Annotated in this window: 24 protein-coding genes, 1 tRNA gene and 2 pseudogenes; 17 read left to right on the top strand and 10 right to left on the bottom strand. The window is 60.0% G+C overall.

The features are described 5' to 3' along the window. Positions 1–2 precede the first annotated feature (2 nt). The 3 genes from ACZ1HK_RS12910 to ACZ1HK_RS12900 all read right to left on the bottom strand — a co-directional run bounded on the left by ACZ1HK_RS12910 (position 3) and on the right by ACZ1HK_RS12900 (position 3,495). A complete protein-coding gene (locus ACZ1HK_RS12910) occupies positions 3–926 on the bottom strand; it encodes a carbohydrate ABC transporter permease (protein ID WP_472629049.1) in 924 nt (307 codons plus the stop codon). A 112-nt stretch (positions 927–1,038) separates the two neighbouring features. After that, complete coding sequence (locus ACZ1HK_RS12905; RefSeq protein WP_472629048.1) at positions 1,039–2,373, bottom strand: ABC transporter substrate-binding protein; 1,335 nt, start codon at positions 2,371–2,373, stop codon at positions 1,039–1,041. Positions 2,374–2,406: 33 nt separating this feature from the next. Beyond that, positions 2,407–3,495, bottom strand: a complete 1,089-nt coding sequence (locus ACZ1HK_RS12900) for an ABC transporter ATP-binding protein (protein ID WP_472629046.1) — start codon at positions 3,493–3,495, stop codon at positions 2,407–2,409. A 127-nt stretch (positions 3,496–3,622) separates the two neighbouring features. Between ACZ1HK_RS12900 and ACZ1HK_RS12895 the strand changes: the two genes are divergently transcribed. The 5 genes from ACZ1HK_RS12895 to ACZ1HK_RS12875 all read left to right on the top strand — a co-directional run bounded on the left by ACZ1HK_RS12895 (position 3,623) and on the right by ACZ1HK_RS12875 (position 7,950). Beyond that, on the top strand, positions 3,623–4,288 hold the full coding sequence (locus ACZ1HK_RS12895; protein WP_472629045.1) for a GntR family transcriptional regulator: 666 nt from the start codon (positions 3,623–3,625) through the stop codon (positions 4,286–4,288). Between the two features lie 86 nt (positions 4,289–4,374). Next, entirely contained in the window at positions 4,375–5,310 is a 936-nt protein-coding gene (locus ACZ1HK_RS12890; protein ID WP_472629044.1) for an N-acyl homoserine lactonase family protein, read from the top strand. 3 nt (positions 5,311–5,313) lie between these two features. Continuing rightward, positions 5,314–6,114, top strand: a complete 801-nt coding sequence (locus tag ACZ1HK_RS12885; protein ID WP_472629043.1) for a TIGR01459 family HAD-type hydrolase — start codon at positions 5,314–5,316, stop codon at positions 6,112–6,114. A 4-nt stretch (positions 6,115–6,118) separates the two neighbouring features. After that, on the top strand, positions 6,119–7,054 hold the full coding sequence (locus ACZ1HK_RS12880; protein ID WP_472629042.1) for a class II aldolase/adducin family protein: 936 nt from the start codon (positions 6,119–6,121) through the stop codon (positions 7,052–7,054). After that, the gene (locus ACZ1HK_RS12875; RefSeq protein WP_472629041.1) at positions 7,051–7,950 is read left to right on the top strand and encodes an FGGY family carbohydrate kinase; all 900 of its coding nucleotides are present in this window, start codon (positions 7,051–7,053) and stop codon (positions 7,948–7,950) included. Before ACZ1HK_RS12880 ends, ACZ1HK_RS12875 begins: the two co-directional genes overlap by 4 nt. A 382-nt stretch (positions 7,951–8,332) precedes the next feature. Here the strand turns inward: ACZ1HK_RS12875 and ACZ1HK_RS12870 are convergent. Beyond that, positions 8,333–8,408 (bottom strand) — tRNA-Lys (locus ACZ1HK_RS12870). A 96-nt stretch (positions 8,409–8,504) separates the two neighbouring features. Here ACZ1HK_RS12870 and dapF point away from each other — a divergent pair. The 10 genes from dapF (at position 8,505) to ACZ1HK_RS12820 (ending at position 16,270) form a co-directional block, all read left to right on the top strand. Continuing rightward, positions 8,505–9,344, top strand: a complete 840-nt coding sequence (gene dapF / locus ACZ1HK_RS12865; protein ID WP_472629040.1) for a diaminopimelate epimerase — start codon at positions 8,505–8,507, stop codon at positions 9,342–9,344. Then, positions 9,341–10,603, top strand: coding sequence for a tRNA (N(6)-L-threonylcarbamoyladenosine(37)-C(2))-methylthiotransferase MtaB (mtaB, locus tag ACZ1HK_RS12860; RefSeq protein WP_472629039.1), 1,263 nt, complete (start codon positions 9,341–9,343; stop codon positions 10,601–10,603). Before dapF ends, mtaB begins: the two co-directional genes overlap by 4 nt. 24 nt (positions 10,604–10,627) lie before the next feature. Further along, on the top strand, positions 10,628–11,281 hold the full coding sequence (locus ACZ1HK_RS12855) for an FMN-binding negative transcriptional regulator (protein WP_472629038.1): 654 nt from the start codon (positions 10,628–10,630) through the stop codon (positions 11,279–11,281). A 30-nt stretch (positions 11,282–11,311) separates the two neighbouring features. After that, on the top strand, positions 11,312–11,593 hold the full coding sequence (locus ACZ1HK_RS12850; protein WP_472629037.1) for a hypothetical protein: 282 nt from the start codon (positions 11,312–11,314) through the stop codon (positions 11,591–11,593). Then, positions 11,593–12,192, top strand: coding sequence for a glutathione S-transferase family protein (locus ACZ1HK_RS12845; RefSeq protein ID WP_472630832.1), 600 nt, complete (start codon positions 11,593–11,595; stop codon positions 12,190–12,192). The genes ACZ1HK_RS12850 and ACZ1HK_RS12845 overlap by 1 nt, the downstream gene beginning before the upstream one ends. Continuing rightward, positions 12,189–12,614, top strand: coding sequence for a GNAT family N-acetyltransferase (locus ACZ1HK_RS12840; protein ID WP_472629036.1), 426 nt, complete (start codon positions 12,189–12,191; stop codon positions 12,612–12,614). The genes ACZ1HK_RS12845 and ACZ1HK_RS12840 overlap by 4 nt, the downstream gene beginning before the upstream one ends. A 97-nt stretch (positions 12,615–12,711) precedes the next feature. After that, positions 12,712–13,260 (top strand): pyridoxamine 5'-phosphate oxidase family protein, encoded by a 549-nt coding sequence (locus ACZ1HK_RS12835; RefSeq protein ID WP_472629035.1) that lies wholly within the window; start codon positions 12,712–12,714, stop codon positions 13,258–13,260. A gap of 233 nt (positions 13,261–13,493) precedes the next feature. Further along, positions 13,494–14,069: a ubiquinol-cytochrome c reductase iron-sulfur subunit gene (gene petA / locus ACZ1HK_RS12830; protein ID WP_472629034.1), complete on the top strand. Its 576-nt coding sequence runs from the start codon at positions 13,494–13,496 to the stop codon at positions 14,067–14,069. A 14-nt stretch (positions 14,070–14,083) separates the two neighbouring features. Further along, a complete protein-coding gene (locus ACZ1HK_RS12825; protein WP_472629033.1) occupies positions 14,084–15,442 on the top strand; it encodes a cytochrome b in 1,359 nt (452 codons plus the stop codon). A gap of 15 nt (positions 15,443–15,457) precedes the next feature. Continuing rightward, the gene (locus ACZ1HK_RS12820) at positions 15,458–16,270 is read left to right on the top strand and encodes a cytochrome c1 (RefSeq protein WP_472629031.1); all 813 of its coding nucleotides are present in this window, start codon (positions 15,458–15,460) and stop codon (positions 16,268–16,270) included. Positions 16,271–16,327: 57 nt separating this feature from the next. Here the strand turns inward: ACZ1HK_RS12820 and ACZ1HK_RS12815 are convergent, their stop codons facing one another. The 4 genes and pseudogenes from ACZ1HK_RS12815 to thiB all read right to left on the bottom strand — a co-directional run bounded on the left by ACZ1HK_RS12815 (position 16,328) and on the right by thiB (position 19,541). Continuing rightward, on the bottom strand, positions 16,328–16,591 hold the full coding sequence (locus ACZ1HK_RS12815; protein WP_472630831.1) for an AAA family ATPase: 264 nt from the start codon (positions 16,589–16,591) through the stop codon (positions 16,328–16,330). Between the two features lie 12 nt (positions 16,592–16,603). Continuing rightward, positions 16,604–16,928 (bottom strand): annotated as a pseudogene (locus ACZ1HK_RS12810) (ATP-binding cassette domain-containing protein); the annotation flags it as partial. Between the two features lie 76 nt (positions 16,929–17,004). Next, positions 17,005–18,570: a thiamine/thiamine pyrophosphate ABC transporter permease ThiP gene (locus ACZ1HK_RS12805; RefSeq protein WP_472629030.1), complete on the bottom strand. Its 1,566-nt coding sequence runs from the start codon at positions 18,568–18,570 to the stop codon at positions 17,005–17,007. Next, positions 18,546–19,541 carry a thiamine ABC transporter substrate binding subunit gene (gene thiB / locus ACZ1HK_RS12800; protein ID WP_472629029.1) on the bottom strand — a complete coding sequence of 332 codons (996 nt, stop codon included), beginning with the start codon at positions 19,539–19,541 and terminating at the stop codon, positions 18,546–18,548. Before thiB ends, ACZ1HK_RS12805 begins: the two co-directional genes overlap by 25 nt. Before the next feature lie 214 nt (positions 19,542–19,755). On the opposite strand from thiB, the pseudogene aroC reads away from it, so the two are divergent. Together aroC and ACZ1HK_RS12790 are read left to right on the top strand one after the other, a co-directional pair. Then, positions 19,756–20,851: pseudogene (aroC, locus tag ACZ1HK_RS12795) on the top strand (chorismate synthase). Between the two features lie 161 nt (positions 20,852–21,012). Continuing rightward, the gene (locus ACZ1HK_RS12790; RefSeq protein ID WP_472629028.1) at positions 21,013–21,717 is read left to right on the top strand and encodes a hypothetical protein; all 705 of its coding nucleotides are present in this window, start codon (positions 21,013–21,015) and stop codon (positions 21,715–21,717) included. 6 nt (positions 21,718–21,723) lie between these two features. Here ACZ1HK_RS12790 and ACZ1HK_RS12785 read toward each other — a convergent pair whose 3' ends face one another. After that, complete coding sequence (locus tag ACZ1HK_RS12785; RefSeq protein WP_472629027.1) at positions 21,724–21,930, bottom strand: YbbN family protein; 207 nt, start codon at positions 21,928–21,930, stop codon at positions 21,724–21,726. 208 nt (positions 21,931–22,138) lie between these two features. Then, positions 22,139–22,852, bottom strand: a complete 714-nt coding sequence (locus tag ACZ1HK_RS12780; RefSeq protein ID WP_472629026.1) for a cytochrome c biogenesis CcdA family protein — start codon at positions 22,850–22,852, stop codon at positions 22,139–22,141. Between the last annotated feature and the right edge of the window lie 41 nt (positions 22,853–22,893).

The following is a 22,893-nucleotide window of genomic DNA, read 5'->3' as shown; positions in this document are numbered from 1 at the left end:
GCTCAACCTTCCTCTTCTGCGGCGAATTTCAACTTGCGCGACCGCGCCTCGGTCCAGCGGTTGAAGGCAAACATGCCAAGCGTCAGCAGCATCAGAAGCATCAGCAGGTAATTCGACATCGCCGCCGCCTCGCCGAGCTCCCGGAACTCCCGCGCCGTCCGCGCAATCCGCAAGGCAAGGATTTCGGTCGACAGGCCAGGCCCCCCGCCGGTCATCACCAGGATCACCTCAAGCACTTTGAACGCATCAATCAGGCGCAACAGCATGGTCACAACCAACACCGGCGCCATCAGCGGCAGCTTGATGAACCACACCTGTTGCCAGCCCGTGGCCCCATCAATCCGCGCGGCCTCCAAAGCCGAGCGCGGCAGGGATTGCAACGCGGCGAGGCTGAGAATGAAAATAAACGGCGTCCACTGCCAGATGTCGGCGATGATGACGCTCAGAAGCGGGTTCTGCCCCAGCCAATCGACCGGACCGATCCCCAACAAATTGCCCCACCACGTCTCGCCAATCCAGTTCAGGAAGCGGTTAAACGTGCCGTAGGTCTGGTGAAACATGAACCGCCAGACGAGACCAACCACAACGGGCGCGATCATCATCGGCAGGATAAAAAGCGTCCGCAGCACGGACATGCCGCGAATATTCCGGTCCAGCAAAAGCGCCAGCCCCACCCCGATCACCATCTCGACCACCACAACCGTGAAGGCGAAGATCAACGTGACCGAGAAGCTTTCCCAGAAGAACGCATCGCCCCAGAGCCGTACGTAATTGGCAAAGCCGACGAATTCAGTCTCTGAGATATTCTGCGTCGGGTCCCAGTCGCGGAAGCTGCCCCACATCATGTAACCGATGGGGTAAAACAGCGCCAAAGCCATCACGAGGGCCGCCGGAGCGATGAACAGATAGGGGGTCGAGCGGTTCATGGGGGTCTCTCAGCATGGGGCCCTTAACGGAACCCCCGGGCACGTTCAGGACGGTCCGGGGGCCGGGAGAAGACCCGCCGCATCACGCGCGGCGGGCCCAGAGCTCACTGGCTTACTGCCAGGTGTAGTAGCCTTCTTCTTCCATCAGGGCGCGGGTGCGCTCTGCGATGCCGTCCAGGGCTTCCTGCGGGTCAAGACCCTCGGTCAGAACCTGAGACATCGTGGTGCCGATATCGGCATTGATGCGGCCCCATGGCGGGATGATCGGACGCCAGTCCGGATCAGCATCGGCCAATGCCTCACCGAAGGTGGCCGACCAGGGATACTGGGCGTTCAGCTCTTCGTTGGCATAGGTCGAGAAGCGCGATGGGTTACCACCGGCCATTGCGACAGCCAGATCGCCTTCACGGCTGGTCAGCCACTGCATCAACAGGAAAGCTGCTTCCGGGTTGGCTCCGTTGCGCGGAATGGCGATGCCGAAGCCACCGGTCTGCGACGCAGCACGGACACCCACGGGATGCGGAGCCCAACCAACATTACCTGCCACGGTCGAGCGGCTTTCGTCCTCAAACGTCGCGGCGAACGCGATGGAGTCGAGGAACATGGCCGCCTGGCCTTGGGCAAAGGCGTTGGCCGCTTCTGCCGGACCGAAGGCCGACGAGCCTTCCGGACCACACTCAACGATGGAGCGCAGGGCTTCCGCTGCGGCTACACCTTCGGGCGAGTTGATGGTCGGCTCCCAACCGTCGCCAAAGACACGACCGCCAAGGGGGGCGAGGTGCAGAAGGAACGCGTGCGAGGCCTGGTGGCCCGATGCCGCGCGGGAGGCGACGCCACCCATGCCCGGAACAAGCTCTGGGATCTCACAGGCCAGCGCCAGGAAATCATCATAGGTTTCAGGCACTTCCAGCCCATGCTCTTCAAACACGTCCGTGCGGTAGTAGAGCACCGACGTCTCCGAACCGAACGGCAGACCATAAAGCGAGCCCGTCGGACCCGGCAGATAGCCACGCTCGCCGCCTGCAACACCGATGTTCTGAACATAGCCGTCGATCAGGTCTTCTGCGTCATAGTTCGGATCCGCCAGACGCGGGTTCATGAAGAACGGCGCAAGGTTCAGGATCTGGTCGGCATAGACGTAGTCGGCCTTCGAGAAGACCACATACGCGATCATGTCATAGGCGCCTTCGTCCAAGGCCAGCTCAAGAGTCCGACGCTCGCGCATATCGAGGTAGGGAAGCATATCCACCTCAACCTCGATGCCCGTCTGTGCAGTGAATTCCGGCAGCACTTCCATCACAGCGTTGTAATGGGGGTGTGCAGGGAAGTTCACGACAAGCGTTGTCCCTTCATATTCCGCGTACGGGTTGGAATGCCCGTCTGCGAAGGCCGCGCCGGTCATTGCGACCCCGGCGACCATAGTTGTTGCTAAGAGTCTTTTCAGCATACTCATCCTCCCAGTTTGCTGATCGGGCACCGTTTACAGTGCCGTTTCCGTTGTCTTATCGAACAGGTGCAGCCCCTCAGGCCGCACCGCAAAGCGAAGGGTTTCGCCCAACGCGATAGGTGTTTCTGATTTCAGCTCGACCGTGACCTTGGCGCCGCCGCAGTCACAGATCAGTACGGATTGCGCGCCGATATATTCCGAGACCACGACATTCAGATCGAGGCTCTGGTCGGCCGGTGCATTTGCGTCGAACTCCAGGTCCGAGGGGCGGATGCCAAGCGTCGCCTGATGAACCGCCTTCTGCTTCGCCTGCGCGGCCAAAGTATCTGGCAGCCGGATATCAAATCCCTGTCCCTTAGCGCGCAGGTCGCCGCCGTCTTCCACAAGGTCAGCCTCAAGGAAATTCATCGGAGGGGAACCAAGGAAGCCCGCGACGAACTTGTTGACCGGGTTCTTGAACAGCTCAGTCGGTGTTCCCTGCTGCTGAATATGTCCGCCATGCATGACCACGATCCGGTCGGCCAGGGTCATGGCTTCGATCTGGTCATGGGTGACGTAGATCATGTTCTTTTTCACGTTCTGACGCATAAGCGCCAGTTCCGCCCGCATCTGCCCGCGCAGCTTCGCGTCAAGGTTCGACAGCGGCTCATCAAACAGGAACGTGCTGGCATCGCGGCATAGCGCGCGCCCCATGGCGACACGCTGACGTTGACCGCCTGACAATTCACCGGGTTTGCGCGCAAGGAAGTCGGACAGGCCAAGCATCTCGGCCACTTCCTTGACCTTCTTATCGATCACGTTCTGCGGGGTCTTCTGCAGGCGCAGGCTGAAGGACATGTTCCGCGCGACATTCATGTGCGGGTAAAGCGCATAGTCCTGGAAGACCATCGCGATGTCCCGATCCTTTGGGTCCTTCGCGCTGATCGGCTGGTCGTTCATGTAAATCTCACCGTCCGAGACGGTCTCCAGCCCCGCCAGCATGCGAAGCGTCGTGGACTTGCCGCAGCCTGAGGGGCCCACCAACACAGTGAATTCATGCTCTGCCATCTCAAGCTCAATGCCATGCAGGACCTCAACGGCCCCATAGCGCTTCACCAAATTCTCTAGGCGGATCGTCGGCATTGATCCCTTCCTCGGACTTTCAAACAGCATTCTGTATACAAACTTGATTGTAAATATCCAAAATTGCATTTTTCCCGATTGTGGGCTAAGAAGATTGCGAAACACAGGCTCAACGAAAGGGGCCCAGATGCCGAAAGATTCAGGAAAACAAGCGCCGAACGGGCGCGGCTCAACAGTCCGGCGGATCGAAGCCACTTTGACTGAAGAGATTTCCGCCGGGGCGCTTTCGCCGGGCGAGCGAATTGACGAAGTGAAGCTGACCGAAAGATTTGGCGTGTCGCGCACGCCAGTGCGTGAGGCCCTGTCGCGATTGGTCGCCCAAGGCATCCTGATTCCGGGCGAAAAACGTGGAGTTCGGGTCGCCGAATATACACGAGAGCAATTGGCGCAAATATTTGAAGCTATGCATGAAATTGAGGCTGCATGTGCCCGAGTTGCGGCTCAACGACTGACCCTTTTGTCCAGAGTCGAGATTGAGGCCGCGCAGGCTGATTGCATGGCTGCGGCCGAGGCTGGGGATCGTTCCTCTTACCTTAAGGCGAACGAGGCATTTCACCTCGCCATCTACAAGGCGACGGGCAATCCTTACATGGCCGAAATCGCGTCGGAGTTTCGCAATCGCACCGGCGCTGCACGGGCCAAAAAGTTTGCCAAGCCTGAGGATTTGCTGGCATCGGCGAAAAGCCACGAAAGCTTGGTTGCCCTCATTTTTTCAGAGGATTCGGACGCCGCGTCAGACGGCATGCGTGAGCATATGGCGCGCTCTTTCAAAGAAACTTTGGCGGTCAACTGACGAGCTGCGCATTTTTCGACTTGCATTCGCACACATAGATGTCAGTTTGTATACAAACTTGACTCGAGACGCGAAGGGATGTGCGAATGGGCGTTCAGGAAACCAAAATCTACCCGATCAACACCGGCTGGCTGGAGGCCGATCTCGGCACTTACATCTTTTGGAAGGGCCCTGCGGGTAAGAAGTACTGGAACCCTGTCTACTGCCACTACGTAGATACGGGCACCCACAAGATCCTGATCGACACCGGCCTGTGTGACGCAGAACGTGCCACCAAATATCACCACAAATGCGACAAGCGCGGCTGCCTCGAAGTGCACGATCACCTCGAACAAAAGCTTGGCGTTCATCCGGATGAGATTGACGCGATCGTATTCACCCACCTGCACTGGGACCACGTGCAGAATATGAAGAAGTTCAAAAACGCCCGCTACATCGCCCCCAAGGCCGAGATCGAAATGGCCTACAATCCCTTGCCCCTCTACTACCGCACCTACGAATCCGGATACCTGGGTATCGAGCCCGCGTATGCCGGTTGTGTTTTCGAGGCAGTCGAAGATGAATGTGAAGTCCTGCCCGGCATCACCATGTTCCACACTCCCGGCCACTCGGTCGGTCACATGGCTGTCACAGTCGCAACCTCAGCAGGCGATATCGTTATCGCGGGCGACGCGATTTTCGTCGAACGCAATCTGGCACCAAACCCGGCGGAAGGCTGGCGTTACTGGGTGCCTGCCCGCTTCGTGAACTCTTATGAAGGCTGGAAGTCGGTGGAAGAGCTCGACAAACGCGCCGACTACATCTTGCCGTGCCACGACGCCGAGGCAAACGGGCGTTCGGACGTCTTTCCATATGAGGGCATGCCGCTTCGTAAGCGTCGGCAGACAATCCCTGGTTTCCAGTTCTACTTCGGCGACATGCCAGACGGCGCGGTCGAAAAAGCAGCGCCCGCAATGCCGCGCGACGAGGTCAATGGCTATCTTGCGGGCCTGAAAGACCCCAAGGACATGGCCGAAAGCTGACCCATGCAGGCGCTTGATAGCCTTCTGCCGGTGGCGGACCAATTCGACGCCGTTGTGCTGGACCAATGGGGCGTGCTGCATGACGGCACCACGCCCTATCCCGGCGCTGTAGACGCGATTCACGCATTGAGGTCATCGGGTAAGCGTCTTGCAGTCCTTTCCAATTCCGGGAAGCGCGCGGCGCCGAATGCGGATCGCATAGCGGCCATGGGCTTTCCAGTCGATGCGTTTGAGATCGTGATGACCTCGGGCGAGGCGCTTTGGCAGGACATTGCCGCGGGTCGTGTGCCGCACACGCGTTTCCACCCCATCACCCGCGACAACGGCGATGCAGAGAGATGGGCCGATGGTCTGGACATCACGCTGACCTTTGATACGCCGGACGCGGTCTTGCTTATGGGCCTGCCCGATGAAGGGGCTGCGCATCTGCTGCCGGACCTTCCTGTCTATTGCACCAACCCCGATCGCGCCTCTCCGCGCGCGGGTGGTAAAACGGTCGTCTCACCTGGCGCGCTCGCGCACGATCACAAAGACAAGGGCGGCGATGTAACGTTCTACGGCAAACCCCATCTGCCGATTTTTCGCGCTGTCGAGACCGCCCTAGGCACCTCAAACCTGCTGATGGTGGGCGATAGCCTGGAACATGACATCGCCGGTGGGCACCGGGCTGGTTGGTCCACGGCCTTTATCCGTGGAGGCCTCCACGCAAGCGCGATGGCCGGCGACGCCGAAACCGCGATCCGCACCCTTGCGGCCAAGGAAAACGCGCCTCTCCCCACATATCACCTTTCTCATCTAGGGTAGTTGCATGTCTCAACCTGTTGAATTCGACGCGTTCCGCGCCCTCTCCGCCCGCCTCGGCCAAGACCCGCTTCGCGTGCAGGGGCCTGGCGGGAACACCTCTATCAAGGAAGGCGGGACCATGTGGATCAAGGCTTCGGGCACCGAGTTGGCTGATGCCGAAACAAAGGACATCTTTGTCGCCGTCGACCGCGAAGCGGCCAGGGCCGAGGCCCATGGCGCAGGGGATGGGACCTGCAAGGCGACTGTTCTGGACCCTTCCCAAACCCTTCGCCCATCTATTGAGACGACCTTTCACGCTGCGCTGGACTGGCCTGTCATTGCCCACACCCATTCCATTGCCGCTCTTACCCACGGCGTCAGCACCAAGGGGCGTGCCGTTGCTGCCGGCAAACTGGCGGATCTGCCTTTTGTTTCGGTGCCTTATGCCAAACCGGGCCTGCCTTTGACGCGTGAAATCCTGTCGCGGATCACTGCTCAGACCCAAGTGATTATGCTGGAAAACCATGGGCTCATTATCTGCGGCTCAGGTGTTCAGGAGTTGCACGACCTGACGGAGACGGTGGAGGAACGCCTCGCCATGGCCCCACGCGGCGAGGTGGACAAATCCGATCCCTCCCATAGCTGGATCGCCCAGGACGCCCGCGCATGCGCGCTGGCTCAGGCTGGCTCCTACTACCCAGACCACGTGGTCTTTCTTGGGCCTGCTCTGCCGGTGCAAGACAGCGATGCCAAGCCGCCCGTCATTCTGCACCCCGGCAAGGGCATTGCCTTGCGCGACGATGCGACTCCAAGCCAAAAGGCCATGTTGCGGTGCCTGTCTGACCTTCTGATCCGCCTGCCTGAAGACTGGGTGCCCGAAGCCATCGGCGCCGAGGCTGAGGCGGAGCTTCTGAATTGGGACGCCGAGAAATACCGGCAGGCTCTGGCGGCGCGGCAATGACCCTTTCGCTTGGCCTGGATTTGGGCACCTCGGGTTTGCGCTCTGCCGTGGTGGATGCGTCGGGGGCCGTCCTTGCGCAAGCGCGCGCAGCCTATCCCGGCGATGCATCCTCAGATGCGGAGGTCTGGTGGGCCGGTGCTTTGGACTGCATCAGGTCTCAAATCGAGAGCCTACGCACCGCGGGATATGATCCGTCAGAGATCACGCGCATCGCGGTTGACGGCACCTCTGGCAGTGTCGTTCTGACCGATGCCAACCTGCGCCCAGTGACGCGGACGTTGATGTACAACGATGGCGGGTTCAGCGACGAGGCCGCCCTGATTGCAAAATTCGCGCCAGATCCGCACATCACTCGCGGTCCGGCATCTGCCTTATCCCGGGTTCTGCGGCTGCGATCCGAAGCCGCGAACGGGGTAGCCAAGCACCTCATGCATCAGGCGGATTTCATCGCAGCACGACTCAGCGGTGTCGGCGGCGTATCCGACCAAAACAATTCTCTGAAAACTGGGTTTGACCCCGAATCCGGTGCCTGGCCCGATTGGTTTGCGCCCATGGGTCTGAATCGCTCGCTCCTGCCCAAAGTGCTTCCAGCAGGCACCGCGTTTGCGGAGGTGCGTACCGACCTTGCCGATCAGCTTGGCCTGTCACCACACGCAACGGTGCACACTGGTACGACAGATAGCATTGCAGCCTTCCTTGCGGCCGCGCCGTTGGAGCGCGGAGCTGCCGTCACGTCGCTTGGCACTACGTTGGCCATCAAAATCCTTAGTGAAGAACGGTTCGATGCACCGGAGATCGGGCTCTATTCCCATAAGATCGGGGATTTCTGGCTCGTTGGGGGTGCTTCGAACACGGGCGGGGTGTGCTTGCCCACTTCTTTTCGCCTGGCCAGATGAAGTCGCTGTCTGCCCGGATTGATCCATCTGTTCCAAGTGAGCTCGATTACTACCCGCTTTTGAAACCGGGTGAGCGTTTCCCGATCAACGATCCGAATTATCCCCCTCGGATGGAGCCAAGACCGTCAGATGATGCAGCCTTTTTTGGTGGCTTGCTCGAGGGGATCGCGCGGATTGAGGCCCAATGCTACGCAGCGATCCAGGCGGGGGAGGTCCAGTGCCAAAGACGATCTTCACGGCAGGTGGCGGTGCCCAAAATCCCGTATTCACGGCCATCCGATCGCGCGTTATCGGCGCGCCTATCGAAAGTGCGGCAACGACAGAAGCCGCAATCGGCGTCGCAAAGCTCGCAAGCTTTTAGTCGCGCAATCCAATAGAAAAATGGTGAGCCCGACAGGATTCGAACCTGTGACCAATTGATTAAAAGTCAACTGCTCTACCAACTGAGCTACGGGCCCACTCAGGGGCGCGTACCTAAGAGGAGGCCCGCGCGTCGTCAAGCGAAAATCCGGTAGCCCCTTTGAACTTACGTGACGCAGGCGTATATGCGCGGAATGTCCAACGCAGACTCATATCCCGGCCTTCCTTTTCTCAAGATGCATGGCCTTGGCAATGACTTCGTTGTTGTTGATGCCCGGGGCGAATCCCGGACGATTACGTCCGCCTTAGCGCAGGCACTCGGGGACAGGCATCGTGGAGTTGGGTTTGATCAGTTGGCCGTTATTGAAACCGGCACCGACGCTGACCTGGAACTTGCATTCTGGAATGCGGACGGCTCGACTTCCGCGGCCTGCGGGAACGCAACCCGCTGCATTGCGCGGCGCGAGATGGAGCTGACCGGCAATCATCGCATCACCTTGCGGACTGAGCGCGGTGTGCTGGAGGCCGTGGATGAAGGCAATGGCCTGACTTCTGTGAACATGGGCCAGCCCGTGATGGCTTGGCAGGGTATCCCGCTGAAAGGCGCATGTGACACGCTGCATTTGCCCATTGATGGCGCGCCTGTTGCGACTGGCATGGGCAACCCGCACTGCACGTTCTTTGTGGACGACGCTGACGCGGTTGATCTTGAAACTTTGGGTGCGAAATTCGAACATCATCCGCTGTTTCCGGAACGTACCAATGTGCAATTTGCGCATGTGATTGGCCCCGATCACCTCAGAATGCGGGTGTGGGAAAGGGGTGTTGGTGTGACTCTTGCCTCTGGCTCGTCCTCATGTGCGGTTGCGGTAGCAGCGGCGCGACGGGGCTTGACCGGGCGCAAGGCGCGCCTGACCCTCGATGGCGGCGAAATCGCGATTGATTGGCGCGACGATGGGGTCTGGATGACTGGCCCCACGGCACATGTCTTTTCGGGCGAGCTTACGCCTGCGTTTCTGGACAGCCTTGAATGAGCAATCCGCCCGTGTTCCACACGCTCGGTTGCCGGCTCAACGCATATGAAACCGAAGCGATGCGTGAGATGACGCAGGCCGCTGGCGTGGGGGATGCGGTGATCGTGAATACCTGCGCGGTGACGTCTGAAGCAGTGCGCAAGGCGCGGCAGGAAATTCGCAAGCTTCGCCGAGAGAACCCCAAGGCGCGATTGATCGTGACCGGCTGCGCGGCCCAGACCGAGCCGCAGACGTTCGAAGCGATGGATGAGGTCGACCTTGTCCTAGGCAATACAGAAAAGATGCAACCTGAGACCTGGGCCAATCTGCCCACTGATTTCATCGGTGAAACCGAAAAGGTCAGGGTCGATGACATCATGTCGGTTGAAGAAACGGCTGGTCACCTGATCGACGGGTTTGGACGGTATCGGGCCTATGTCCAAGTCCAAAACGGCTGCGATCATCGCTGCACGTTCTGCATCATCCCCTATGGCCGCGGAAACAGCCGCTCGGTTCCAGCCGGTGTTGTGGTCGAGCAGATCAAGCGCCTGGTGGATCGCGGGTTTAACGAGGTCGTGTTGACCGGGGTCGATCTGACTTCTTGGGGTGCTGACTTGCCGGGGGAACCTAAGCTTGGTGATCTGGTCATGCGCATCCTCAAGCTGGTGCCAGACCTGCCGCGGATGCGCATCAGCTCGATCGACTCGATTGAAGTGGACGAGAACCTGATGCAGGCCATCGCGACGGAGCCGCGCTTGATGCCGCATCTTCACCTGTCGCTACAACACGGTGATGACCTGATCCTAAAGCGGATGAAACGCCGCCACCTGCGCGACGATGCCATTGCCTTTTGTGAAGAGGCCAAACGCCTGCGCCCTAACATGACCTTTGGCGCGGACATCATCGCGGGCTTCCCGACGGAAACCGAGGCGCATTTCGAGAACTCGTTGAAACTGGTCGAAGATTGCGACCTGACTTGGCTTCACGTATTTCCCTATAGCCCCCGCCCGGGCACGCCTGCTGCCCGTATGCCGCAGGTCAGCGGCAAGGCTATCAAAGAGCGTGCGGGCCAACTGAGGCGCAAGGGGGAAGATCGCGTGAAGTCTCACCTGTCCAAACAGATAGGGCAGAAACACAACATACTTGTCGAAAAGCCCCGCTTGGGGCGCACAGAACAATTCGCCGAGGTTGTGTTCGATCATGATCAGCCCGAGGGACAGATTGTCCAAGCAAAGATCGCTGGCGCAACGGAACGTCAACTTGTGGCGTCTCACCAGTAGCGACCGCAAGTACTAAGGAAGGCCATGCATCCTAATCCAGCATTCCGAAGGGAACCGAAATTCATGAACCTTGCCATGTGCCGCAAGCGCGGCTTTGGCATGTTGAGCATGAACGCGGACCCGGCCCCTTTAATCAGCCACGTGCCATTCTTTTTGGATGACAGTGGTGAAATGGCGGAATTGCACCTTGTGCGGTCCAATCCAATCGCGCGCGCTGTTCAGACGCCAACCCCGGCGGTGATCGCCGTGATGGGGCCCGATGGCTACGTCTCGCCAGACTGGTATGAGACGCCAGATCAAGTGCCAACATGGAACTACGTCGCCGTTCACTTGCGCGGCACGATCGAGCCCATGGACGGCGGCTTGATGCGTGAACATCTTGATCGGCTCTCGGCCCATTTCGAGGGGCGGCTTTCGCCCAAGCCTGCCTGGACAACCGACAAGATGTCTAAAGACGCATTGGAACGGATGATGCGCCAGATCCTGCCGTTCAAATTCAAAGTGCAGGACGTCGAAGGCACTTGGAAGCTGAACCAGAACAAAAGCGATGAGGCCCGCCAGGGCGCTGCCGAACAGATCAAGCAAAGCCCCATTGGTCACGAGCTTGAGACATTGGGAGCCTTGATGACCGGTGGCGTCCCGTCGATAGACAAGGGCAGTTCGCTTACCTACATCTAGGGGAACCAGTCCCGAGGAGGAGCGGTTCTTATGGCACTTCAACTGACACCCTTTGCGGCGATAGCCTTGCGCTACGGTGCGGTGGCGACAGCCGGCTTTGTCGCCGCGCGCCTCATTCCGCGCGGACGCTTTTCCAAAGCGGTCGAGGCGCAGATGGACGGGGCGCCAAAAGGGCTTCGCCTGCGTCGGGCACAGGGTCAAATCAGCGGATCGGCCCGCATCACGCGCGACACCCGTTTTTGGCGTTTTGGCCCAAGATTTCGAATTGATGGAACGGCGCTTGCGCGTCTGAAGATAAGGCGGCTGACATGATGGAACTGCTCGGATCGGGGGCGTCCCCGTTTGTACGCAAAACGCGGGTCTTGGTGGTTGAGGCTGGGATTACAGACATTCCGTACGTCGAAGTCACCGCCTCGCCCATGGGGGGCGAAGACAAGATCAATGCGGCGAACCCATTGGGTAAAATCCCGGCGCTGACGCGCGACAGTGGCCCGACGATCTACGATAGCAACGTGATCTGCCGATTTCTTGACGATCACGCGATGGCGGGCCTCTATCCGGAGGCGCGCTTGTGGGAAGTGCTGACGCTGGAAGCCACAGGTGACGGCGTCATGGAAGCGGCTGTAGGCATGATCTACGAACAGCGTTTCCGCCCAAAGACGAAGATCTGGACACCGTGGTTCGAAGCCCAGTGGACCAAGATCAACCGCTCACTCGATACCATCGAACGCCAATGGATGAGCCATCTGCATGGCCCGGTGGATATGGGGCAGGTCAGTGTGGCGTGTGCGCTTGGCTATCTCGATTTCCGCTTTCCGGACGACGATTGGCGTGCCGGGCGGGAGGCGCTGGCGGCGTGGTACGCCAAGTTTGCCGAACGCCCGTCCATGGTGGCCACAGCGCCCGCATGAGAATTACGCTTGCGACGACCGAGGCCGAGCGACAGGCCTGTTTTGACGTGCGTGATGCCGTATTCACGGTCGAGCAGGGAATCACGGACCCGCCAGACATTGATGAGTTTGACGCCGACGCGCTTCACTACCTAGCGCAGGACGATACCGGCTTGGCGGGAGCGGCGCGCATTATCGCCAAGGGCGATACGGCAAAGATTGGGCGCGTCGCTGTCTTGAAGGCCCGTCGCGGGACCGGCCTTGGCGCGCAGATCATGCGTACGCTTCTGGGCGACGCAAGGGCACGTGGGTTCAAATTTGCGGCGCTCGAAAGCCAGGTCCATGCCATCGCCTTTTATGAACGGCTGGGGTTTGCCGCAGAGGGGCGGGATTATGATGATGGATCCGGCATCATGCATCGTATGATGCGGGCCAAACTCTAGAATTCCGACGTTGGCGGGAACCTTACAGGAGGCTCTCATAGGTCTGTGGTGATTGCGCCGTGTTCGTCGTATGATCCCACAAAAGGAGAGGCACGCGATGCCAACGGGACCGAAGCTAAACCGAAGCCTGCGGGCCTTTATTGAGCGTCAGAAGCTGTTCTTCGTTGCCACCGCAGCGCCGGAAGGGCGGGTGAACCTATCGCCCAAAGGTGCCGACAGCCTACGGATCGTCAGCGACACACATATCCGGTGGCTCAACCTATCTGGCAGCGGCAATGAAACCGCCGGACATTTGCGGAAATCTGATCGCATGACCTTGATGTTCTGCGCGTTTGAGGGCGACGCACTGATCCTGCGCGTCTATGGCGCGGCAAGCACCTTGCACCCGCGCGATGTCGGTTGGTCCGAGGCTGCCGCGGACTTTCCTGAGATGGCCGGCACGCGGCAGATCTTCGATATGCGCATAGATCTTGTACAGACATCCTGTGGTACTGGCGTCCCACGTATGCCGTTCGAAGCGGACCGCGTGCACACGGAACTCCTGCCGTTTTACGCTGAAATGGGCGAGGATGGCGTTCAGGACTATTGGCAGCGCAAGAATACTGAAACCATTGACGGGTATCCGACAGGTCTGTCCGAGGAATAGGGTCGATTCAACCTGTAGCCGCGTGCATGCGCAGCAAAGTCGCCCGGAAATGGAAGCCACCGGAAAGAATGCGACATTTCAGCCCCCATGCGCGCGTTTGTCCGCTGGACGCCTATAACGTCAGACAGTAACAGCAGCGCAAGCTGGGTGACGGATAGATTCCGTGGCCCTCTTTGCAGTTTCCCATGGGGCGCCGGAGACGTCCGACCCCGATAGAGAGAACAGGAGAGCTCGTGTCACACGCAGAGGATCCTTCCGGCGAGCGCCGGGACTTTCTGTACTACGCAACCGCCGGCACCGGCGTTGTCGTGGCAGGCGCGGCCGCTTGGCCGCTTGTGAATTCCATGAACCCGTCCGCCGACACCCGTGCGGCCAGCCAGATGCGCGTTGACGTATCGGGCGTGGCCGAAGGTTCGCAGTTGACGGTTTTGTTCCTGGGTAAACCCATCTTCATTCGTCGTCGCACCGCGGAAGAGATTGAATCGGCCCGCGCCGTGGAAGTGTCTGAGCTTCCCGATCCAGAGTCGCGCAACGCCAACGACGAAGCGGCCGACGCAGCCGACGCCAACCGCACGCTGGCCCCGTTTGAGGGCGACGATACGGGCGAATGGCTCGTGATGCAGGGCGTGTGTACGCACTTGGGTTGCGTTCCGCTTGGTGACGGCGCTGGTGACTTCGGCGGCTGGTTCTGCCCGTGCCACGGGTCGCACTATGACGCTGCCGGCCGTATTCGTCGCGGGCCTGCGCCCCGGAACCTGCCCATCCCGGCGGCAGAGTTCATCGACGAAACAACCATTTTGCTCGGTTAAGGGAGGAACGACACATGGGTGGTATTCCCCACGACCATTACGAACCGAATTCGCGCGGCGAAAAGTGGCTTCACCGCCGCCTGCCGATCGTCGGTTTGATGTACGACACATTGATGATCCCCACGCCCAAGAACCTCAACTGGATGTGGATCTGGGGTATCGTTCTTGTTTTCACGCTGGTGATGCAGATCATCACCGGCGTGCTTCTGGTGATGCACTACACGCCGCATGTCGATCTGGCATTTGCGTCGGTCGAGCACATCATGCGCAACGTGAACGGAGGGTGGGCGATCCGCTACATCCACCAGAACGGCGCATCGCTGTTCTTTATCGCCGTTTACCTGCACATCTTCCGCGGCCTCTACTACGGCTCCTACAAGGCGCCGCGTGAGGTCACGTGGATCATCGGTATGCTGATCTACGTTCTGATGATGGGCACAGCGTTCATGGGCTACGTTCTGCCCTGGGGTCAGATGTCCTTCTGGGGCGCGACCGTGATCACCGGCCTCTTCGGCGCCATCCCGTTCATCGGGGAAGGCATCCAGACCTGGCTTCTGGGCGGACCCGCCGTGGACAATGCCACGCTGAACCGCTTCCTGTCGCTGCACTATCTGCTGCCCTTCCTTATCCTGGGCCTTGTGATTGTGCACGTCTGGGCCTTCCACACGACCGGCAACAACAATCCCACGGGTGTTGAAGTGCGCCGCACGTCGAAGGCCGAGGCGGAGAAAGACACTCTGCCGTTCTGGCCCTATTTCGTGATCAAGGACCTTTTCGCGCTTGCCGTGATCCTGGTCGCCTTCTTCGCGGTCGTGGGCTTCATGCCGAACTACCTCGGCCACCCCGACAACTATATCGAGGCGAACCCGCTGGCTACGCCAGCGTACATCGTGCCCGAATGGTACTTCCTGCCGTTCTACGCGATCCTGCGCGCCTTCGATAACGAGGTTTGGGTTGTGATCGCCGCCAACTTCCTCACCGGTGGCATTGTCGATGCCGCGTTCTTCGGTGTGGTGGCGATGTTCGGCGCGATCGTGGTGATGGCTCTGGCCCCATGGCTCGACACGTCGTCGGTCCGCTCGGGTCGTTACCGCCCGATGTTCAAGGCGTGGTTCTGGGTCTTCATCGTGAACTTCTTCGTTCTGATGTGGGTCGGTGCCCGTCCGGCGGAAGGGATCTATCCCTACATCGCACTGATCGGTTCGACTTACTGGTTCGCCTACTTCCTGGTGATCCTGCCGCTTCTGGGCGTGATCGAGAAGCCGCTGCCGCAGCCCTCGACCATCGAAGAGGACTTCAACGAACATGTCGGTGGCGGGTCTTCGGGCACCCCCGGCTCCGGTACGGCCGCAGCGCCGACCCCGGCAGAGTGAGAGAGGAAACTGACGATGTTCAGGAAACTTGCAATCAGCGCCACCGCGGCGCTGGCCCTCACCTCCGGCGCGGCACATGCTGCGGGTGGCGCGGGCTATGTCGAAAACTACGCCTTCTCGTTCGAAGGTCCGTTCGGCACGTTCGATCAAAACCAGCTTCAGCGCGGCCTTCAGGTCTACACTGAGATTTGCTCAGGCTGTCACGGCCTGCAGTACGTCCCGATCCGCACCCTTGCGGATGAAGGCGGTATCGGCTGGACCGAGGAAGAGGTGCTGGAATACATCGACCAGAACTTCATCGAGGTTTACGACCCCGATCTGCAAGACTGGCGGATGGCCACGCCGAACGACAACTTCCCCGTCAATGACGGTGTTGGCGCACCGGACCTGAGCCTGATGGCCAAGGCTCGCACCGGCTTCTCCGGCCCTTACGGTCTGGGGATCAACCCGCTGATCAACGGGATCGGCGGACCAGAATATATTGCCTCGCTTTTGACCCACTATACGGGTGAAGAGGTCGAGCAATATGGCGCGATCCTCTACGAGAACGAGACGATGGAAGGTGGATTGATCTCTATGGCGCCACCGCTCTGGGAAGATGCTGTTGTCTATGCCGATGGCACACCTGCAACCGTCGATCAGATGGCGCAGGACGTTGCTGCGTTCCTGATGTGGACGGCAGAGCCGCACATGATGGCACGTAAGCAGATGGGCTTCCTCGCGGTCATCATCCTCGGCATTTTCTCGGTGCTCTTGTACCTGACCAACAAGCGCCTGTGGGCCCCGGTCAAGGCAGCGGCCAAGCGCGGCACTCAAGCCGCCGAGTAATTAGCTCAACGCTCTAAATTTAAAACGCGCTCCTCTAAGGGGCGCGTTTTTTTGTGGCTAGAGCCAGGGCTGCAGCGCCTCGTTCTCTTGCGCGACCAACCGTGCAAGATCACCCTCTAAAACGATCTGCCCTGCATCCAACAAGACCAGCCGATCACAGAGCCGCGTTGCATCGCGCAAGTCGTGCGTGGCCATGATCAGTGTTTGCCCTGTCTCGGCACATAGGGTCGCCACCAATTCCAGCATGTCGCGCCGCAAACCGGGGTCGAGGGCGGCAAAGGGCTCGTCCAACAGCACCAGAGGCCGATCCTGCAGCAACATCCGTGCCAATGCCACGCGGCTCTGCTGCCCGCCGGACAACTCGGCTTGGCTTGCGCGCTTCGAACCCTTTCAGGCCGACCTTCTCCAGGGCTTCGGAAACACGCGCCTGATCCTCCCAGTGCAACTTCAAACTCGGTTCAATGCCCACGGCCACGTTTTGAAAGACGGACAGGTGCGGGAACAAATTGCCATCCTGAAACAAGATCGACATCGGGTGCTGCGCAACCTTCGCGCGCGACACGTCGGTGCCGTCGATCCACACCCGGCCTGCATCTGGCCAAGTGAAACCCGCAACGAGCGATAGGAACGTCGATTTGCCTGAGCCAGAGGCCCCCATGAGCGCGACACGGGCACCCTTGGGGATTTCCAGCGCAAGCGACAGGCTAAAATTCCCCTGCTCAACCCGAATATTTTCAAGCCGCAGCATTCACGCGTCCTCCACGATCGAAGAGCCAGAACAACCCCAAAGACAGCGCCATCAAAACTACTGCTGCACCTTGTGCGTCGTCGGTGCGGTAAGATCCGAAGAGGCGGTACATTTCCAGCGGCAGTGTTTCCTGCCCGGGAGCTGAGAACAGGGCAATCACGCCAAGATCCCCCATGGAAAAGGCCGCCGCCAATCCTGCGCCAAACCCCAGAGGCCGCCGGAGGCGGGGTAGAATGGCGTGGCGCAACCGGGCGGAGCCTCGCATGCCAAGAGCATCGGCCAGACGTCCCTGTGTGGCCTCCGCGGCCGCAGCGGCGGGTATCAAAGCCCGTAGCAGGAACGGCAAGGCGACCAGCGCGTTCACAAGCCCGGTGATGGGCAGGGAAAGGGTCACCGGATCCGCAATTGGAAAAACGATAATGAAAAGGCCTGTCCCTACGACAAGAGGGGAGACTGCAATTGACAGCAAGCCAACCCCTTCCAACCCCGCGCGCACCGCGTGGTCGGCAATCAGCAATGCCATCGGCAGGGCGAGGCCAACCGTCAGAGCGGTAGAGGCGAGTGCGAGTGCAATAGATCTCAGCGCCGCCTCCCACGTGGACAAAGGAAGGCCGATGACCGCCCCGAGCCCTTCCGCAACAACGGCCAGAAGCGGCAAAAGCAGAAAAGCGCCAGCTGCCGTCAGGACAACCAAATCGAACCGGCGCGAAGCTGGGGTATCGTCCGGCCAACGCATTGCAGGTCGATCCAACCCACTTCCAAACTGGGCGGCCTTTGCGAAACGCCAGGCCAGCAGACCCGCCGCAACGCAGATCGTGACCTGGACTAGGCCCAGATATGCGGCACGACCAAGATCAAAGTCGAACCGAAACGCCTGATAGATCGCCAGTTCCACTGTCGTGGCAGCGGGCCCGCCGCCCAGGATCAGGGCAACAGCGAAACTCGTGGTGCAGATCAGGAAGATCACCAGCAGGGCGCCGGGAAATGTCGCCGCAAGAAGCGGCCATTCGAAATGCCGCTGCATATGGCGCCTTTGGAAATTCAAAGACCGTGCCAGCCGGATGCGTTCAGACGGGATGGACAACCAGCCCTGCAACAACAGCCGTGTGGCCAATGGCAAGTTCAGAAACACATGTGCCAAAACGACCCCCAACAGGCCGTAGATCTCAATCGTGCCTGCGCCGATCCCTTCAAGCGCGCTGTTGATCCAGCCAGATCGGCCAAAGATGGCCAGCAGCCCCATGACCGCAACGATCACCGGAAGGATGAAGGGTGCCCCAAGAAGTGCGATGAATGCGCTGCGTCCGGGAAAGCGCCTGCGCGCCAAGGCGCGTGCCACCGGGATGGCCGCAAGACAAGAGACGACGGCCGAAAGCGCCGCCTGCACAAGCGTGAACCTGATGGCAGCCCAATCGGCCGCGCGCAGATCTGAAAGGCCCTCGGCCCGCAGGATTACGGCAATCAGCGGCCCAAGGATGCACAAGACGACCAGCAGGGCCAATATCCCGCCGGTCGCCTGAAGCGATGTTACTGGCTCAGCGCGTTTTGCCATGTGGCCAAAGCGTCCTCTCGCACTTCGGCGGCGCCGATGGATGAGAAGATCAGGGATTGATCTGGCTGGATCAGCGTCTCAAAGCCATCGGGCAAAGCATCCGTTGGCAAGGCGGCGGGATACATCCAGTTGGTCGTCGGGATCACCTCTTGGAACGCCGCAGAGACCATGAATTCCATGAATTGCTGCGCAAGCTCGACATTGTCGGCGGTGGCAAGGATGCCCCCCACTTCGACCTGCATGTAGTGGCCTTCGGTGAATGGCGCGGCGGTGTAGCTGTCATCCTCTTCCGCGATCAGGTGATAGGCAGGTGATGTGGTGTAGGAAAGAACCATGTCGGCCTCACCATCAAGGAACAGGCCATACGCCTCGGACCAGCCGGGGGTGACTGTCACCACGTTGTCCGCCAGACCTTCCCAGATCTCAGAGGCACGCTCATCGCCATAGGCGTGCTGCACCCACATCAAAAGCCCAAGGCCAGGGGTGGAGGAGCGTGGGTCCTGAATGACAATGCTCACATCTGACGCGGCAAGCTCTTCAAAACTGGTCGGCACGTTTTCAAGCGTCTGGCGATGAACGAACGCAAAGTATCCCCAATCAAACGGCATGAAATTCGCGTCGTCCCACGCGATTGGCAGGGTCAGGCCCGTTGCATCCATCCCATGGGGCTGCATCAATCCGGCCTCATCCGCCGCGGCGATCAGGTTGGTGTCGAGGCCCAAGACGATATCCGCCTCGGACCGTGATCCTTCCAAGCGCAGGCGCGACAGGAGCGCGGCCCCGTCCCCCGTGGCGGTGAATTGCAGGTCGCATCCGCAGACCTCTTCAAAGGCCAGTTCCACTTGCGGGCCGGGGCCCCAGTCAGACGCGAAGCTGTCATAGGTATAGACTGTCAGAACAGGGGTCTGTGCCAAAGCGGCCCCTGCAAAGGTGGACAATCCCGCAGCGATGAGTGGTGTGGTGAGTTTCATGATCTCACTCCTCCAATAACTGTGGGCGAAGTGAAGTCTGGCAATGCCGTCAACCTTCCCTCCGCCGGTTCTAACCGGTTCAGGTTCAACGGGTCAGCTTTCGCAATCTCAGGCCAGGGTGCCGTATGGCGCCCGAGCCCCCCGAGGTACGACAACAGCTAGGGCAAAGCTGCGGGCTTGTCCATCGGGCGCAGCAACGCTAATCCCCAAGGCCATGAGCATGAATTCCTACGGCCACCTTTTCCGCGTCACCACCTGGGGCGAAAGCCACGGTCCTGCCCTTGGCGCGACTGTAGATGGCTGCCCGCCCGGCGTGCCGATCGAGGCCGCCGCGATCCAGCATTGGCTCGACCGCCGGAAGCCCGGTCAGAACAAATACACGACCCAACGGCGCGAACCGGATGAGGTTGAAGTATTGTCCGGTGTGTTTGAAGGCCAAAGCACCGGCACGCCAATCCAGCTGATGATCCGCAACACGGATCAGCGGTCGAAAGACTATGGAGACATCGTCGAGAAGTTCCGCCCCGGCCACGCTGATATCACGTACTGGCAGAAATATGGCATCCGCGATTACCGCGGGGGCGGGCGGTCTTCGGCCCGTGAAACGGCAGCACGTGTTGCAGCCGGTGGTGTGGCGCGCGCGGCGCTGACGCAGATGGCACCCCACATGAAGATCATCGGCTACATGGTGCAGATGGGTGACCGGCGTGTGTCGGACATCGATCTGGCGGAGGTCGAGAACAATCCGTTCTGGTCACCAGATGCAACGGCAGCGGCGGACTGGGCCGATTACCTCGATGCACTGCGCAAGTCTGGCGATAGTGTCGGTGCCGTGATCGAAGTACGTGCCAGTGGTGTTCCCACCGGGCTTGGTGCGCCGATTTACGGCAAACTAGATACCGATCTGGCAGCAGCCATGATGAGCATCAATGCTGTGAAAGGTGTTGAGATCGGGGACGGCATGGCCGCCGCTGCCCTGACCGGTACGGCCAATGCCGACGAGATCACAATGGGCCCGAACGGGCCGGAATATTCCTCGAACCATGCCGGTGGTATCCTTGGCGGCATTTCGACCGGGCAGGACGTGAGTCGTGCGGTTTGCCGTCAAGCCGACTTCTTCGATCCTGACGCCGCGCAAGACGATCACCAAATCAGGCGAGGCGACCGAGATCGTCACCAAAGGTCGGCACGACCCTTGCGTGGGCATCCGCGCTGTGCCCGTCGGAGAGGCGATGATGGCCTGCGTGCTGCTTGACCACATGCTGCTCCATCGCGGGCAAGTCGGGGTTAATCAGGGCCAAATCGGTTAGGCATTCGCTAACCTTTTTGCGAAAATTTGCCTAATTTTCCATGGCGTCGCGCATTTGTTCCTGACTTGGAACAATGTGGCAATACTGCCTTGGCCTCGCCATTTTTCCGCCACAATTCGGAAAAAATACAGGGGGTGCTGGGGTAAGCCAATGGATGTCTCATGGGGCAGAATGCTCGACCGGGCCGCGCAGAGCGTGCACTGATTTCAATCGACGGGATGCTTCTGGCTGTCGCGTTGTTTGTGATGCTTGTCTGCATTGGCGCCTTTATCCGCATCACGGCTGAACCTCATGCCCTGCGTCAGCAGCACGGGCTTCTTGCGTTGAATTCTGCTGACAGTCTGCTGGCGTTTGAAGATTTCAGCCATGGTGGCGGTGACTGGTCGCCAGCCACGACGTCCAGTCGTTTGACCGGTTTAGGCCCGGTCCTGGGCCCCTTCACCGATGATCCGGTTGAACGGAGTTTCCGCCTTCCGATTGATACCAGTACCGTGCAAGTCAGCTTCGATATTCACCTGCTTGGCGATTGGTCGGATACAGATGAATTGCGTGTCGCTTTGGATGAAACGGAGGCTGTCACGATCACGCTTGAGACCCGCGACAGGGCCGAAGTCTTCGCCACCCACACAATCCCCGACGCAGTAGGAGTGGACGTTTTGCTTGAACAAACGATCATTTCGCCACGCGCCGTGGAACCGGCCCTTCCCACGACGACGGAAGAGGCAATTGTGACGCTGCATATCGTGCTTCAAACGGTGCCCCGCTCCGACATCCTTTCGCTTGGGTTGCAGGCACGTCCGTCCGAAGGCGCGTCGTGGACCTTGGATAACCTCGCAGTCGTGGCGACCACGGACGGTGAGGTGTAGGCCGGCTTAAAGGCCAGCGTCCATCAAGGCCCGAATGTCGGCTTCGCGTGTGCCGGCAACAATGCGGCCAACTTCGGCCCCGTCACGGAACATCACAAGGGTCGAGCGACGCGGGATGTTCAGCTGGTTGACCAAGGCGCCATTGCCATAGTCGTCCCAATCCACGCGGTAGATTGTGATTGCCTCGCCGTAGGCCGGGTTGGCTTCGATCAAGGCATTGATCGTGCGTTCCTGGCTGCGGCACGGTCGAACACCAATCGGCTGCGAAATCCAGCATTACGGTCTCACCCGCATTGATCGCCTGCTCGGCGGCGCCGGGCGTGTAGTCGATCATGTTTGCGTTTACTGCCAGCGGGGCCAGTGCAAGCGCCGCGGTTGCGGCAAGAAGCGTGCGACGGTTCATGGTCATTCTCCGTAAGGGTCAGAGGGAAACGGACAGGTCCTGCAACCAGATCGGCATCCGATCCAGCAGCCAGATTTCAGCCATCAGATGCCAACGCATATAGATCGCAAGACCGACGAGGAAGAACACACCCCCCAGAATGGGGCGGGAGGATTGGGCAAACCTGCGCAACGTGCCCATGCGCTTTTGAAGCGCGGCGCGCGCGCCGTAGCCAAGCGCGAGGATCACCGTGGCAATACCAAGCGCAAACGATACCATGATGAAGAAGGCGCGGAGCAGTTCCTCACCTTGGGATGCCAATGAGATCGCGGAGCCGAGGACCGGGCCAACGCAAGGGCTCCAGACCGCGCCCAGAAGAAGGCCGCCCAGAAACTGCCCCTGCCAGCCATCGGTGGACATGTTGCGCATGCCGTCATCGGCCCGCTCCGCAAATCCACCTGTCGCAGTGGCAAACCGTGCGGAAAGTTGCGGCACCATAAGAACCGCGCCGAACACCATCATCAAGACAGCGCCAGCCGTGCTGACCGTTTCCTCTCGCAAACCCACCAAATGTCCCGCGGCGATGATCCCAAAGCCGAGCGTTACAAACGCCAACCCCATGCCGCCGGCCAGGGCCAACGGCCCATAGCGGCTTGACTGCAGCGAACCGGCAAGCACGATCGGCAAGACCGGCAGGACGCACGGGTTGATAAGGGTCAGTAGACCCGCGCCATATGCGAGGATGAATTCCATAGGCCGGTCATGCCGGACCGCTCTCGCTCTGTCACGTGAAA

Source organism: Gymnodinialimonas sp. JB5-7 (genome assembly GCF_055693405.1).
The sequence above is the reverse complement of the archived record's forward strand: the minus strand, read 5'-3'. Positions and strand labels throughout refer to the sequence as shown.